Source organism: Mesorhizobium sp. B2-4-17, assembly GCF_006441275.1.
Taxonomy (GTDB): Bacteria; Pseudomonadota; Alphaproteobacteria; order Rhizobiales; family Rhizobiaceae; genus Mesorhizobium.
The window spans coordinates 1-14,305 of sequence record NZ_VFUX01000007.1; the positions used below are offsets into that span (position 1 = coordinate 1).

Annotated in this window: 12 protein-coding genes and 1 pseudogene; 3 read left to right on the forward strand and 10 right to left on the reverse strand. The window is 63.5% G+C overall.

Annotation, left to right across the window (positions count from 1 at the left end; translation table 11 throughout):
• The 6 genes from FJ548_RS07325 to FJ548_RS07350 form a co-directional block, all read right to left on the reverse strand.
• Nucleotides 1-954: branched-chain amino acid ABC transporter permease (locus FJ548_RS07325; protein ID WP_140777523.1), on the reverse strand; the 954-nt coding region annotated here is incomplete at its 3' end.
• 22 nt (nucleotides 955-976) lie between these two features.
• Entirely contained in the window at nucleotides 977-1,864 is an 888-nt protein-coding gene (locus tag FJ548_RS07330) for a branched-chain amino acid ABC transporter permease (protein WP_140777524.1), read from the reverse strand.
• Between the two features lie 7 nt (nucleotides 1,865-1,871).
• Entirely contained in the window at nucleotides 1,872-2,582 is a 711-nt protein-coding gene (locus FJ548_RS07335; protein WP_140777525.1) for an ABC transporter ATP-binding protein, read from the reverse strand.
• Nucleotides 2,575-3,369: an ABC transporter ATP-binding protein gene (locus FJ548_RS07340; RefSeq protein ID WP_181168733.1), complete on the reverse strand. Its 795-nt coding sequence runs from the start codon at nucleotides 3,367-3,369 to the stop codon at nucleotides 2,575-2,577. The genes FJ548_RS07335 and FJ548_RS07340 overlap by 8 nt, the downstream gene beginning before the upstream one ends.
• Complete coding sequence (locus FJ548_RS07345) at nucleotides 3,366-4,574, reverse strand: ABC transporter substrate-binding protein (RefSeq protein ID WP_140777526.1); 1,209 nt, start codon at nucleotides 4,572-4,574, stop codon at nucleotides 3,366-3,368. The genes FJ548_RS07340 and FJ548_RS07345 overlap by 4 nt, the downstream gene beginning before the upstream one ends.
• A gap of 142 nt (nucleotides 4,575-4,716) precedes the next feature.
• Nucleotides 4,717-6,174: a PLP-dependent aminotransferase family protein gene (locus FJ548_RS07350; RefSeq protein ID WP_140777527.1), complete on the reverse strand. Its 1,458-nt coding sequence runs from the start codon at nucleotides 6,172-6,174 to the stop codon at nucleotides 4,717-4,719.
• Nucleotides 6,175-6,247: 73 nt separating this feature from the next.
• Between FJ548_RS07350 and FJ548_RS07355 the strand changes: the two genes are divergently transcribed.
• Complete coding sequence (locus FJ548_RS07355; protein ID WP_140777528.1) at nucleotides 6,248-6,874, forward strand: FMN-binding negative transcriptional regulator; 627 nt, start codon at nucleotides 6,248-6,250, stop codon at nucleotides 6,872-6,874.
• A gap of 215 nt (nucleotides 6,875-7,089) precedes the next feature.
• On the opposite strand, the gene FJ548_RS07360 is transcribed toward FJ548_RS07355, so the two are convergent.
• Complete coding sequence (locus FJ548_RS07360; RefSeq protein WP_140692055.1) at nucleotides 7,090-7,959, reverse strand: helix-turn-helix domain-containing protein; 870 nt, start codon at nucleotides 7,957-7,959, stop codon at nucleotides 7,090-7,092.
• A 93-nt stretch (nucleotides 7,960-8,052) separates the two neighbouring features.
• Here FJ548_RS07360 and FJ548_RS07365 point away from each other — a divergent pair, with 93 nt between their 5' ends.
• On the forward strand, nucleotides 8,053-9,597 hold the full coding sequence (locus tag FJ548_RS07365) for a 4-hydroxyphenylacetate 3-hydroxylase N-terminal domain-containing protein (RefSeq protein ID WP_140777529.1): 1,545 nt from the start codon (nucleotides 8,053-8,055) through the stop codon (nucleotides 9,595-9,597).
• A gap of 6 nt (nucleotides 9,598-9,603) precedes the next feature.
• A pseudogene (locus FJ548_RS07370) lies at nucleotides 9,604-10,095 on the forward strand (flavin reductase); the annotation flags it as partial.
• Nucleotides 10,096-10,394: 299 nt separating this feature from the next.
• Here the strand turns inward: FJ548_RS07370 and hpaR are convergent.
• The 3 genes from hpaR to FJ548_RS07385 form a co-directional block, all read right to left on the reverse strand.
• Nucleotides 10,395-10,790, reverse strand: a complete 396-nt coding sequence (hpaR, locus tag FJ548_RS07375) for a homoprotocatechuate degradation operon regulator HpaR (RefSeq protein WP_246678586.1) — start codon at nucleotides 10,788-10,790, stop codon at nucleotides 10,395-10,397.
• A gap of 525 nt (nucleotides 10,791-11,315) precedes the next feature.
• Nucleotides 11,316-12,431 (reverse strand): aminomethyltransferase family protein, encoded by a 1,116-nt coding sequence (locus tag FJ548_RS07380; protein WP_246678579.1) that lies wholly within the window; start codon nucleotides 12,429-12,431, stop codon nucleotides 11,316-11,318.
• Between the two features lie 115 nt (nucleotides 12,432-12,546).
• Nucleotides 12,547-14,304 (reverse strand): hydantoinase B/oxoprolinase family protein, encoded by a 1,758-nt coding sequence (locus FJ548_RS07385; protein WP_140777532.1) that lies wholly within the window; start codon nucleotides 14,302-14,304, stop codon nucleotides 12,547-12,549.
• Nucleotide 14,305: the final 1 nt, after the last annotated feature.

Sequence of the window (14,305 nt, forward strand, 5' to 3'; positions counted from 1 at the left end):
CCCCATCACCCGCGCATAAACCTCCCCGACTATTCCGCGCCGAAACACCAACACGCAGACCATGAAGATCAGCCCGGTGGCGATGGTGACCGGGAAGCCGGAGGTGGCCAGCGTGTTTTCCAGGCCGACGACGAGGCTGGCGCCGATGATCGGGCCGACCATCGTGCCGATGCCGCCGAGGAGCGTCATCAGGATCACTTCGCCCGACATTTGCCAGGTGACGTCGGTGAGCGTGGCGAACTGGAAAACGATGGCCTTGACCGCGCCGGCCAGCCCGGCCAGCGCCGCCGACATGACGAAGGCGGCGAGCTTGTAGTTGGCGACCGAATAGCCCAGCGAAATGGCGCGGTTCTCGTTTTCGCGGATCGAGCGCAGGATCATGCCGAAGGGCGAATTGACGATGCGCCAGATGGCGAAGACGCCGATCAGGAACATCGCCAGCACGAAATAGTAGATGTTCAACGGAACGTTCAGGTCGAGGAAACCAAGCAGCGTGCCGCGCGGCACGCCCTGAATGCCGTCCTCGCCCTGGGTGAAGGGCGCCTGGACGCAGAAGAAGAAGAACATCTGCGACAGGGCCAGCGTGATCATGGCGAAATAAATGCCTTGCCGGCGAATGGCGAAAAAACCCATGACGAGGCCGAGCAGGGCCGCGCCCGCCATGCCGAGCAGGATACCCGCTTCCGGCGGCCAGCCCCACACCTTGACCGCATGCGCGGTGAAGTAGGCGGCGCCGCCGAAGAAGGTGGCGTGGCCGAAGGACAGGAGCCCGGTATAGCCGAGCAGGAGGTTGAACGCGCAGGCGAACAGCGCGAAACACAGCATCTTCATCAGGAAGATCGGGTAGACGAAGAAGGGTGCCGCCAGCAGCGCCAGGATGCCGAGCCCGACCAGCGTCCATTCAAGCCATGCCGGGGTTCTGGCGGCCGTTTCGCGAAGCGTCAGGTCGGCCATGTCAGACGTCCCTTCCGCCATGTCAGGCGTCCCTTCCAAACAGGCCGGCCGGCCGCACCAGGAGCACGATGGCCATGATGATGAAGACCACCAGGTTGGAGGCTTCGGGGTAGAAGACCTTGGTCAGGCCTTCGGCGAGGCCGAGCATGTAGCCGGTGACGATCGCGCCGAGGATCGACCCCATGCCGCCGACCACGACGACAGCGAAGACGACGATGATGAGATCCGACCCCATCAGCGGGCTGACCTGATAGATCGGCGCGGCCAGAATCCCGGCCAGCCCGGCCAGGGCCGAGCCCAGGCCGTAGGTAAGCGTCAGCAGCAGCGGCACATTGACGCCGAAGGCCTGGACGAGACGCGGATTTTCGGTCGCGGCGCGCAGATAGGAGCCGAGCCTGGTCTTCTCGATCAGCGCCCAGGTTCCGAAGCAGACGATCAGCGAGGCGACCACGACCCAGCCGCGATAGTTGGGCAGGAACATGAAGCCGAGATTGGTGCCACCCGAAAGCAGCGGCGGCACGGCGTAGGGATTTCCCGACACGCCGTAATAGTAGCGGAATATGCCCTCGATCACGAGCGCGAGGCCGAAGGTGAAGAGCAGGCCGTAGAGTGGATCGGTATCGTAAAGCCGCGACAGCGCCAGGCGCTCGACCACGATGCCGAACAGGCCGACGGTCAACGGCGCAAGGACGAGCGCGGGCCAATAGCCGATGCCGAGACGCGTGAGCAGCAGATAGCCGATGAAGGCGCCGAGCATGTACTGGGCGCCATGGGCGAAATTGATGACGCGCAGCAGGCCGAAAATGACGGCCAGACCCAGGCTCAGCATGGCGTAGAACGAGCCGTTGATCAGTCCGACCAGCAACTGGCCGAGGAATGCCTGGACGGGGATGCCGAAGATCATCGTCATGGCGCTATCATACACCCAGAATTTCGTGGAGCAGCGTCATGCGGCCGGCCAGTTCGCCGACCGGAAACCCGGCCACGACCTTGCCGTGCTCCATCAGGTAGAAACGGTCGGCGACGCGACTGGCGAAGCGGAAATTCTGCTCGACCAGCAGGATCGTCATGCCCCGGCTCTTCATCGTCACCAGCAGCTCGCCGATGCGCTGCACGATCACCGGAGCCAGGCCTTCGGTCGGCTCGTCGAGAAGCAGCATCTTGACGCCGGTCCGCAGCATGCGCGCTATCGCCAGCATCTGCTGTTCGCCACCCGACAGCCTGGTGCCGGACGTGTTGCGCCGTTCCTTCAGATTGGGAAAGAGATCGAATATCTCCTCGACGCTCATGCCGCCCTCGGCGACGACCGGCGGCAGAACCAGATTCTCGTCCACGGTCAGTGTCGCGAAGATGCCGCGCTCCTCCGGCACGAAGCCGATGCCTTGATGGGCGGTGCGGTGCAGCGGCAGCCGCATCAGGTCCGCGCCATCGAACACGACCTGGCCAGTCCGCCGGCGGATCAGCCCCATGATAGCGCGCAGGGTCGTGGTCTTGCCGACGCCGTTGCGGCCCAGCAATGTGACCGTCTCGCCGCGAAACACCTCGAGATCAACGCCGTGAAGCGCGTGGCTCTCGCCATACCAGGCGTTGAGGCCGCGGACCGCGAGCAGGGGCGCGGCGCTAGTCATCGGCCGTCCCCATATAGGCGACCCGCACGCGTTCGTCGCGGCTGACTGTGACGTAGTCGCCGGCCGCCAGCACCTCGCCGCGCTGCATGACCGTTATCCAGTCACAGAGATCGGCCACGACAGTCAGATTGTGCTCGACCATCAGGATGGCACGCTCGCTCGCCACCGAACGGATGATGGCGGAAACCGTGGCCACGTCCTCATGCCCCATGCCGGCCATCGGCTCGTCCAGAAGCAGCACTTTCGGGTCGAGCGCCAGGGTGGTGGCGATTTCGAGCACGCGTTTCCTGCCATAGGAAAGATCACCGGCCAGCCTGTTCCTGGCATCGTCGAGACCGACCGAGCGCAGCAATTCGACCGCGCGTGGCGTCAACCGGTCGAGCGCCGCCAGCGAGCGCCAGAACTGCACGCCGAGCCCGGCCGGCCGCTGCAGCGCGACACGCACATTGTCGAGCACGCTGAGGTGCGGGAAGATCGCCGATATCTGGAACGAGCGCACCAGCCCCATGCGCGCGACTTTCGCCGGCGGCGTGCGGGTGATGTCGTGACCGAGCAGTTCGATCCTGCCGCTGGTCGGCGCCAGGAACTTGGTGAGCAGGTTGAAAACGGTCGTCTTGCCGGCTCCGTTGGGTCCGATCAAGGCATGGATGTTGCGGTGGCGGACATCGAGGTCGACATTCCTGACGGCGACGAAGCCGGCGAAGTCGCGTCGCAGCCCGCGGGCGGACAACACCACCCGCGGCTCATCCGTGGTCAGATCGGGCGGCACCGTGGCCGCGCCGGTCACTGGGCCGCCGTCGGGCAGCCGCTTTCCTTCTCGCTCAGGAAGGCCTCATTGCCGGGAATGGTGGCGAGATATTTGTAATAGTCCCAATCCTTGGTGCTCTCGCTGGGCGACTTGACCTGGTAGAGATACATGTCGTGCACCATGTTGCCGTCGGACTGGACCTTGCCGTTGGCGGTAAAGACGTCGTTCACCGGCATCGAATGCAATTGCTTGGCGACGGCCTCGGTCTCGTCGGTGCCGGCCTTGTCGATCGCCTTCAGGTACTGCGTCACCGCCGAATAGGTCGCGGCCTGGATCATGTTCGGCATGCGGTTGGTGCGCTTGAAAAAGCGCTGGCCGAATTCGCGGCTCTTGTCGTCGCGATCCCAATAGAAGCCCTCGGTCAGCACGACGCCTTGCGCCGCCTGCAGGCCCAGCCCATGCACCTCGGCCAGCGTGAACAAAAGGGCTGCAAGACGCTGGCCGCCCTGGACGATACCGAATTCGGCCGCCTGCTTGATGGAATTGGAGGTGTCCAGGCCGGCATTGGCCAGCCCGATGACCTTGGCGCCGGACGATTGCGCCTGCAGCAGGAAGGATGAATAGTCGGTCGAGCCGAGGGGATAACGCACCTCGCCCAGCACCTTGCCGCCGTGGCTCTCGACGAACTTGGCGGTCTGCTCCTTCAGCGAATAGCCGAACGCATAGTCGACGGTGAGGAAGAACCAGCTGTCGCCGCCCTGCTGCACCAGCGAGCCGCCGGTTCCCACCGCCTGCGAGTGGGTGTCATAGGCCCAGTGGAAACCGTAGGGCGAGCACTGCTTGCCGGTGAGATCCGTGGTCGCCGCACCGGTAACGATGTCGATCTTCTTCTTTTCCTTGGAAATCCCCTGGACGGCGAGCGCGACCGAAGAGGTGGTCAGTTCCATGATGGCGTCGACCTGTTCGGTGTCGTACCACTGCCGTGCGATGTTGGAGGCGATATCCGGCTTGTTCTGATGGTCGGCGCTGATGATCTCGATCGGCGCTCCCTGGACCTTGCCGCCGAAATCCTCGACCGCCATCTTGGCCGCTTCGACCGACCATTTGCCGCCGAAATCGGCATAGACGCCGGACTGGTCGTTGAGAATGCCGATCTTGACCTTGCCATCGGAAATTTCGGCGGCCGAGGCGGGAATTGAGGCCGCGGCAAGAAGCGCGGCGGAAACGAAATAGCATGCCTTCATAGTCGACTTCCTCCCATTACGATGAATCCGGCCGCCCCCCAAACGATCGATCATCTGCAAGCACTCTGAACATGAGGAAAATGGGGATGAACGGCAAGGGGCCGTTGCGGATTTCATTTTTCGAGCGGCCGCAAGCCTTTCCTCATGCGTGGAACGTCTTCGACTGGAAAACCTCGAACAGTTTGGCCACGCCCTTGTCGATCGCCTCGACGGCCATCGAGGCGTATCCAAAAATGAAGCCGGCGCGCGGGTCGCCCTTGGCCGCGAACAGCCGGGAGACCGGATAAATTCCGACATCATTTTTCCGGGCCGCCTCAGCGAAGCGCTCCTCCTCATCGGACCGCAGGCTGTTGAACCAGACCACGACGTGAAGGCCCGCCGATGTTCCGACGATTTCGATCTCGCTGCCGAATGTTTCCCGCATCGCGTTCAGAAAAGCGGTTCGCCTTTCGGCATTGCGTCTCCTCATCCTGCGCACATGGCGCTCATACGTGCCTGTCTCGATCATGGTCGCGAGAGCGTCCTGCTCGAAACCCGAACTGTGGCGGTCGGCAATTTGCTTGCACAGTGTGAGGGGTTCGACCAGCGGGCCGGGAACAACCATGTATCCCAGCCGGAGTGTCGGAGACAGCGTCTTGGACACCGTGCCGACATAGACGACCTTGTCCTGACCTGACAGATACAGAGGCGGGATCGGGCTGACGTCATAGCGGTACTCGCCATCATAGTCGTCCTCGATGACGTAGGCGTTTCCCAGATTGGCCCATTCGATCAAGGTCTGGCGGCGGCCGACCGACAGAACACCTCCCAGCGGGAACTGATGGCTTGGGGTCACGTAGGCAAGCGCGATCCGGGCTGGATCTGGAAGCCGCGTGGTATCCATCCCGTCATTGTCGCAGGCAAGCTCGACAGGTTTGGCGCCTATGGCGAGCATGACGTTTCGAGCCATCGCGTAGCATGGGTCCTCGACGACGACGCTGTCTCCCGGATTGACGAGCACTCTCGCACACAGGTCCAGAGCCTGCTGGGACCCGCTGACGATGATGATCCGCGCCGCCTCGCACCTTATGCCGCGCGCTCGCCAGAGGTAGCCTTCCAAGGCTTGGCGGAGTCGTGGATTGCCCGCGGGATGCTCATAAGCCAGGCGTTCGCGATAGGTCAGAAAGGCTGCGTTCAAGGCTCTCCGCCAGAGGAGTTTTGGAAAATCCGCCGATGCGATATCGCCATAGCGGAAGTCGTGTTTCAGTGGCGCCAGCCCGGCACTGGTGTGCGAAGGCAACGCCATGACACGTCTTGCGTAGTCGGAAAGCTTAGGGGTTGCCTTCGGCTCCAGCTGGAGTCGACTGACGCGGGAGGGGCCTCCGGTGGAGGCCACGGTGGCTTTCGACCCCTGCCGGACCTGGACATAGCCTTCTGAAATGAGCTGATCGAAAGCCGCGGTTACCGTCGTCCTCGACACGCCAAGCTCCTCGGCCAGCGAGCGGCTGGACGGAAGCTTCGCTCCGGCCTTGTAGATGCCGGATTGGATCTGCTCGCGCAGGGAGAGATAGATGCGGCGGGTGACGCCCGTTCCACGCGGTCGCTGTTGAAAGTGGCCCAATGAAACTCTCCCGAACTGGCTGCATATTTTGGACCAGTTGAGTGGAATGATGCGTTCAAATCAAGGAGCGTAAATGTACACCCCAACCGCCTTCACAGTGGCCGACGCGGCCGAGATTTACGACATGATGCGGCAATGTCGCCTGGCAAGTTTCATCACGGCGACATCCGACGGTCCCATGGCCACTCCGCTGCCGATGTTTCTTGACGAGAGCGAGGGAGAAAAAGGCGTTCTCTATGCGCATCTGGCGCGGGCGAACCCCCAGTGGCAAGCTGCCGTCATCGGTCTTGGATTGGCCGTTTTCATGGGTCCGGACGCTTATGTGACGCCATCCTGGTATGCATCCAAAGCTGAACATGGAAAGGTCGTGCCCACCTGGAACTACACGGCTGTCCAAGCCAGCGGACCCGTCGAGTTCTTCAGCGATACCGAGCGGCTGCGCGATGTCGTAACCCGGCTCACCGCGCTTCATGAAAGCGGCCGCCGGGCATCCTGGGCGCCGACCGACGCACCGGAAGCCTATATCAATGCCCAACTGCGCGGCATTGTCGGCATCCGCATGCCGATCGTTTCCCTGCAGGGAAAACGCAAGATGAGCCAAAATCGCCCGGAAGCCGACCGCAAGGGCGTGAAAGAGGGACTTGCCGCAAGCAGCCGGGCAACCGACCACATCGTTTCGGAGCTCATCCCGATCTCGTGAAGCTGCGCCTCCCCCTCGTCACTCATTGGCGGCTGGTCGCGGCCGCTACACCGCACGCCGGCCATCACTTTCGCCGAGGCATGGGCGGAGGCCTCGACGGCGGAACCGGTGCTGATCGTGCGGAAAAAATGCGGCGCACGGGTTTGGCTTCTCGCCGCACGCTAGCCGGAAACAGGATGCGGGGCCCGCGCCCGTATCCGCCAGCCAGCGCGGACTCAATGCGCTTCCAACTGTCGCCGGCGCCAGGCGGCGGGCGCCTCGCCTACCCGTTCGCGAAAGAAGCGCGAGAAATAGGCCGGATCGTCGAAGCCGATCTCGTAGGCGATGTCCTCGACCGTACGCACGGTGAACAGCAGCAGCCGCTTGGCCTCCAGCAGCCGCCGCTCGCTGACGGTGCGCTTGACGCCGGCACCCAGCACCGCACGGCTGGCCTTGTCGAGGAGATGCGGTGTCGTGGCGAGGCTCACGACGTAGCGGTCGACCGACCAGTTGTCGCGGAAATGCGCATCGACAAGCCGCCGCAGGCCAAAGGCCAGTGATGCATCGGAGGACGGTGGAGCGGCAATTATCGCCGGCGCGCGGCGCGCGATATGGGAGAGCGCGACCGCGATCAGCGCCGGCAAAGTCTTGTCATTGCCGGCCTGCGCTTCGGCGTATTCGGCCGCGATCATCTCCAGCACCGCCGCCAGTCTTTGCCATGCGGCATGTTGCGGCAGACTGTCGGTAAAGACCGGCCGGTCCAGCGGCAGCAGGCTTTGAGCGGCAAGGGCGGCGAGCGCATCGTCGGCGACCGAGACGACGATGGCGTCGGTGCCAGGCCCGATCGAGAAGCCATGCACGACATTGCTCGGCACGAAGCTGACGGCTGGCGCCGAAAAGTCCCAGGAGCGGTCCTCGATGCGATAGGTGCCGGAGCCACTGGTCCAGTAGGTGATCTGACCCATCTGCGGATGCTTGTGCGCCGCGACCTGGCCAAGATGAATGCTGCCGCGGGCAGGTACCGTCTCGACATGCAGGAAACCGACGTCGAGCGGCCGCGCCGGCTCGCCATAGACGAAGAAATCGGGAATGGAATTCTGGCTCATGACGCCGGAAAAAGTCCAATCGGTTTTGCCGTTCCGTCCATAACCGATCGACGCCCAAGGCGCTAGGGTTGCAATATCGAGTGGAGGAGCATCATGCGGTCAGAAGATTTTCGTGCGGACAGGGCGCGCCCGTTTACCGGGGCGGAATATCTGGAAAGCCTGCGCGACGGCCGCGAGGTCTACATCAATGGCGAACGCATCGGCGACGTCACCGCGCATCCGGCGATGCGCAATTCGGCGCGGTCGCTGGCGCGGCTCTACGATGCGCTGCATGACGCCAAGCGGCGCGACACGCTGACCTCGGTCACCGATACCGGGTCGGGCGGCTACACCCACAGATATTTCCGCGTTGCCAAATCTTCCGGCGAACTCGCCGCCCAGCAGACGGCGATCGCCGAATGGTCGCGCATGTCCTATGGCTGGATGGGCCGCACTCCCGATTACAAGGCGGCGCTGATGAACACGCTCGGCGCCAATGCCGACTGGTACGGGCCGTTCAAGGACAATGCGCTGTCCTGGCACAAGCGCGCGCAGGAAGCCGTGCCGTTCATGAACCATGCCATCGTCAATCCTCCCATCGACCGCCACAAGCCGGCCGAACAGGTGAAGGACGTCTTCGTCCACATCACCAAGGAGACGGATGCCGGCATTCTCGTTTCCGGTGCCAAGGTGGTGGCGACGTCCTCGGCCCTGACCCATTACAATTTCCTGGCGCAGAGTTCGGCGACAGTCACCGAGGATCCGTCGCTGTCGGTGATGTTCATCGTGCCGATGAACGCGCCTGGGATAAAGATGTTCTGCCGCGTCTCCTACGAGCAGACGGCCAATACGGTGGCGGCGCCCTTCGACTATCCGCTGTCGTCACGCTTCGACGAGAACGACGCGATCCTGGTGCTCGACAATGTCTTCATCCCCTGGGAGGACGTGCTGGTGCTGCGCGACGCGCAGAAGATCCTGTCGTTCCATCCGGCATCCGGCTTCATGCATGGCTATTGCTTCCAGGGCTGCACGCGCTTCGCCGTCAAGCTCGACTTCCTTGCCGGCCTGCTGGCCAAGGCGCTGCGCGCCACCGGCGGCGATGCCTTCCGCGGCAACCAGGCGGCACTTGGCGAGGTGATTGCTCTCAGGCACATGTTCTGGAGCTTTTCCAATGCCATGGCCTATAACCCGATCCCGTGCGCGAACGGCGCCGTGCTGCCCAATCTGGAAGCAGCATTGGCCTACCGTACCTTCATGTCGGAAGCCTATCCGCGCATCATCGACACGGTGCGCCGGGTGATCGCCTCCGGCCTGATCTACCTGCCGTCGTCGGTGCGCGATTTCAACAACCCAGAGATTGACAGATACCTCGCGCAATATGTGCGGGGCTCCAACGATATGGGCCATGTCGAGCGCATCAAGATCATGAAGCTGTTGTGGGACGCAACAGGGACCGAGTTTGGCGGCCGGCACGCGCTCTACGAACTCAACTACGCCGGCGCGCCGGAAGAGGTGCGGCTGCAGGTGCTGAAGGGCGCCGAACGCGGCGGCCGGCTGAAGGCGATGGAGGAACTCGTCGATACCTGCATGGCCGACTATGACGAGAATGGCTGGACTGCCGACACCTGGCTCCCGCCCCTGGCTTCGACGGCTGGATGAACTCCAATGGCCACGCAGATTTCGAAGGCCGATTTCCGCGACGCCATGGCAAGGGTCTGCGCGCCGGTCAACATCGTCACCACCGACGGGCCGGCCGGACGCGGCGGCTTCACCGCCACCGCCATGTGCAGCGTTTCCGACGAACCGCCGACGCTCCTGGTCTGCATGAACGGGCGTTCGACGCAGGCGGCCATGTTCCTTGCCAACCGGCGCTTCTGCGTCAACGTGCTGACCCATGACCACATGCATCTGGCGGGAAAGTTCGCCGGCGCGACCAGGGACATGGAGGCGCGCTATTCGGCGGCACGCTGGCAGACGCTGACGTCGGGCACACCGGCACTGTCGGACGACTGCGAGATCGAGGATGTGCATGTCGTCGGCACGCACAACGTCATGATCGGCCGCGTCATCGACGTGCGGCACGGCAGCGGCGGCTCGGCGCTGCTCTATGTCGACCGCAACTACACACAGCCGACGCGGCTGGGGAGTTTTGGGGGTGAACAACCGCTGTCGAGGCGGATGCACCATTGGCCGAAGCCCTCCCAACTTCATCATCCCTGGGCGGAGCAGCCGCGAAGCGGCGTCGCGGAGACCCTGGGATCCATGCCGCGACCTTGGTCGAGGGTACAACGGCGCAGAATTCTGCACGGTGGCGGCGTTTGGAAGTCGCGGCATGGATCCTGGGGTCTGCGCCGCGTCGCTGCGCTCCTTGCTCCGTCCTAGGATAACGAAGCGACGGAAGTTTTCGCCATTTTCCGAGGCGCCAGGAGGCATCAATGCGAGCGCCGCCCGAATGTTCAGTTCTCGCCGTCGATCAGGCTTTCCAGCAGGTCCAGAAGCTGTTCCAGCCGCTCGTGCCCGAACCGCCGTTCGATGTCGTCGTAGATGACGCGGCGCTCGGGCGACAGGGCGTCGATCAGGGCGGCGCCGGCCGGGGCGATGGTCAGGATGACGCGGCGGCCATCGCCTTCCGCCTTGTTGCGGGTGATGAATTTTCGACCCTCGAGCGCCTTGATGATGCGGGTCAGGCTGGGCGGCAGCACCGAGGCGCGGTCGGCGAGCTCCGTCGCCTCGACCGGGCCGGCTTCGCTCAGCACGCGCAGCACGCGCCATTGCTGTTCGGTCACGTCATGCGCGGCCAGCATCGGGCGAAACCGCGCCATCACCGCTTCGCGAGCATGAAGCAGCGCCATCGGCAGGGAACGACGCGTGTTTTCCGGCAGCAAGTGAAATCTCTCCAGCTGGCTCGCGAGCGGCGGCAAGCTTTGCCCAGCAGTGCTCCCCCCGCGAAGCCCGTCACCGTCATCCCGTATCGTCGGGCCATGCCCGATGCAAGACTTGACTTCGGCGGCACCCCATGTAATTAACGCGTTAACTACAGCAATGCAATAGTTCAGGGATGGAACGCGGTGCCTCACTTCTCCATCGAGTATTCGGCCAATCTCGATGCCAAGGCGGCGCCGACATCACCGTGCCGCTCGGCGGCGTCAAGCAGTCCGGCTTCGGCCGGGACAAGTCGCTGCAGCGCCGATCAGTGGCCACAACTAGTAATTTGCCGTGACGCTTAATCCACGGCCATGTCAGGACCCGAATGGAACCCGAAAACGATTTCCGGGTTAGAGCAGTTCACCGTTTCACAGAAACGGTGAACTGCTCTAACTGCTTGTTTTGACGCAATTCCGGACGGAAAACCGTTTCACACTTTTCCTGGAATTGCTCTAACCCCGCAGCCTTGTCCCCTCCGGATCGAAGAACGGCATCGGCGCCACCACCGCACGGGTCGGTTCACCGTCGATGCCGATGCTGAGTTCGGTGCCGACAGAAGTGAAGGGCAACCGCAGATGCGCGGTCGCCAGCACCTTGCCCAGCGAATAGCCATGGTCGCTGTAGGTGACCATTCCGGCGTCGTCGCCATCGGCCAGCACTCGGGCGTTCGTCGCGGCGGGCTTGTCGCCGTCGATGACCAGCCCGGTCCAGCGTTCGTCGAGGCCCTTGTCGCGGATCTTGAGCAGCGCTTCTCGGCCGATGAAATCGCCCTTGTCGAATTTTATCCAGCGGTCGAGGCCGACATGGAACGGCGTGCGGGTCTCATCCATGTCGATGCCGTGCGCCGGATAGGCCTTTTCCAAACCGAGTGTGAACATTGCCAGCACGCCGTAGGGTTTGAGGCCAAAGTCCCGGCCGGCCTTCATAAGAGCATCCCAGACCGAGACCGCCTCGTCGGCCGGTACGAACAGTTCGAAGCCGAGTTCACCGGTCACGCCGGTGCGCGAGATCAGCACCTTGGTCTCGCCTACGCGCCCGGAGGTGAACGCCCAGCGCTTGAGCCCGTCCAAATCGGCATCCGAAACCAGCGCCTTCAGGAGTTCGCGCGAGCGCGGACCCTGGATAGTCGGGAAAGCAACCGCCGCGGTGATGTCGGTGACATAGGCCCTGCGTCCTTCGGCGTGACGTTGGAGCCAGGGCAGCATCTTCAGTCGGTTGACCGAGCCGGTCACCAGCATGAAATGCTCCGGCCCCAACCGGAACACGGTGAGGTCGTCCATGATGCCGCCATCCTCGCGGCAGACAGTGGAGTAGCGCACATTGCCCGGCTTCATCGCCGCGGCATCGTTGACGATGACATGGTTGACCAGCGCCTCGGCATCCGGACCCCTGATGTCCATCTTGCCCATGGTGCTAAGATCCTGAACGCCGACATTGGCGCGGGTGTTCAGATGCTCATCGGCAATGCCGGAGTAGTATTTGGCCGAGATGAAATCGCCGCCGACACGGCCCATGGTCGCCCCCAGCGCGACGATGCTGCTGTAGAAAGGGGATCGCCGCTCGGCCAAAACTGTCTCCATCGCTTGCCGATGGAAAATACGAGCTTTTGCATTGCCGGCGGAGACGGAAACGACATGCCTTGTCGATCCCGGGGACGCAAACTTCGCGTCTGCCTGCAGTGGATCAGCTGTCCCGCATTTTGTCCGTCGCCACTCTGTCGACGGCCAGCCCGTCCGGCGCAATCACGACGCCGAATTTCTCGGCCGCCTGCCGGAGCGTGTAGTAGCCGAGCATGACGTCTTTCAGCACCTCGTCCGGATCGCGCTGACGCGGATCGCCATAGCCGCCGCCGCCGGGCGTGCCGACGCGCACGCGGTCGCCCGCTTTCAGCGCGATGTCCTGTTCCTTCGACAGATGCGGGGGCACATGTTCCTCGTGATTGCGGAACACGGTGACGCTGTTGGGCTCGCCATCCTTGCCGCCCAACGCTCCCTGCGGGCCGAAGCGGCCATGGTCCATGACGAAGGAAGCTCGCGCTTCGCCGCGCAGGATCTCCACCTCATAGGCGAGGCCGAAACCGCCGCGATGCTTGCCGGCGCCGCCCGAACCTTCGCGCAAGGCGTAGTGGCGATAGAGCACGGGAAAGGCCTGCTCCATGATCTCGACCGGCGGTGATTTCGAGATGCCGATGGTCGAGCAGCCATTGGTCAGGCCGTCATGGCCTGAATTGCCGCCATAACCACCGCCTGAAATCTGGTACATGACATAGTCGCGACCGCGCGCCGGATCGTTTCCGCCGAGCGCGAAATTGCCGCTGGAGCCGGCGGGAGCGGCCGTCACCTTGTCCGGGAGCGCCTGCACCATGGCGGCGAACACCGCCTCGGCGATGCGCTGCGAGACTTCCGCCGCGCAGCCCGAAACCGGGCGGGGATACTTCGCGTCGAGGAAGGTGCCTTCAGGCCGTTTGACGATGAGCGGCTCGAAGGCGCCGGCGCTGATCGGCACATCCGGGAAGATATGGCGCATGGCGAGATAGACGGAGGACAAGGTCGTCGCCAGCACGCTGTTCATCGGTCCGGCGCAGGGCTTCGACGAGCCAGCGAAATCGAAGGTCAGCGTGTCGCCCTTTTTCTCGACGGCGAGCGCGATGGTCAGCGGCTCGTTGACCACCCCGTCGGAATCGACAAACGCCTGGGAGCGGTAGGTGCCGTTGGGAATGGCCGCGATGTTGGCGCGCATCTGCTCGGCGGCGCGGCGGCGCAACTCGGCGATCGCTTCGACGACGGTTTCGTCACCGTAACGATCGAGGATGCCGTTGAGCCTGTCCTGACCGATCAGCAGTGCGGCGGCCTGGGCCCTGATATCGCCGATGCGCTGGTCGGCGACACGGATGTTGGAGCAGATGATGGCGTAGATCTCCGGATCGAGCACGCCCTTCTTGAACAGTTTTACCGGCGGCAGCCGCAGGCCTTCCTGTTCGACCGCGGTGGCGGAAGCCGAGAAGCCGCCGGGCACCGAACCGCCAATATCAGGCCAATGGCCGGTGTTCGACAGCCAGCAGAAGATTTTCTTGCCCCGGTAGACCGGCATGACGAAGCGCACATCCATCAGATGCGTGCCGCCGAGATAGGGATCGTTGACGATGTAGATGTCGTCCGGCTCCGGGGCCAGGCAGCGGCCATTGGCGATCATTTCGATTACCGTCCTGGTCGAATACTGCATGACGCCGACGAAGACCGGCAGGCCCTGGCTGCCCTGCGCGATCAGCGAGCCGTCGACGGCGGAATAGATGCCGTCGGAGCGGTCGTTGGCCTCGGCGATGACAGGCGAGAAGGCGGCGCGGGAAAAGGTCAGGTCCATCTCGTCGCAGACCTGCTGCAACGCTGCCTGGAGGACCGAAAGCGTGATCGCGTCGAGCTTTGCCCCTTTTAAAGCCGGCATT

Excerpts from the sequence above, each read along its gene's own strand:
- FJ548_RS07330 (WP_140777524.1), bottom strand. The coding sequence starts at position 1,864 with ATGACGATGATCTTCGGCATCCCCGTCCAGGCATTCCTCGGCCAGTTG.
- FJ548_RS07335 (WP_140777525.1), bottom strand. The coding sequence starts at position 2,582 with ATGACTAGCGCCGCGCCCCTGCTCGCGGTCCGCGGCCTCAACGCCTGG.
- FJ548_RS07345 (WP_140777526.1), bottom strand. The coding sequence starts at position 4,574 with ATGAAGGCATGCTATTTCGTTTCCGCCGCGCTTCTTGCCGCGGCCTCA.
- FJ548_RS07355 (WP_140777528.1), top strand. The coding sequence starts at position 6,248 with ATGTACACCCCAACCGCCTTCACAGTGGCCGACGCGGCCGAGATTTAC.
- FJ548_RS07360 (WP_140692055.1), bottom strand. The coding sequence starts at position 7,959 with ATGAGCCAGAATTCCATTCCCGATTTCTTCGTCTATGGCGAGCCGGCG.
- FJ548_RS07365 (WP_140777529.1), top strand. The coding sequence starts at position 8,053 with ATGCGGTCAGAAGATTTTCGTGCGGACAGGGCGCGCCCGTTTACCGGG.
- hpaR (WP_246678586.1), bottom strand. The coding sequence starts at position 10,790 with ATGGCGCTGCTTCATGCTCGCGAAGCGGTGATGGCGCGGTTTCGCCCG.
- FJ548_RS07385 (WP_140777532.1), bottom strand. The coding sequence starts at position 14,304 with ATGCCGGCTTTAAAAGGGGCAAAGCTCGACGCGATCACGCTTTCGGTC.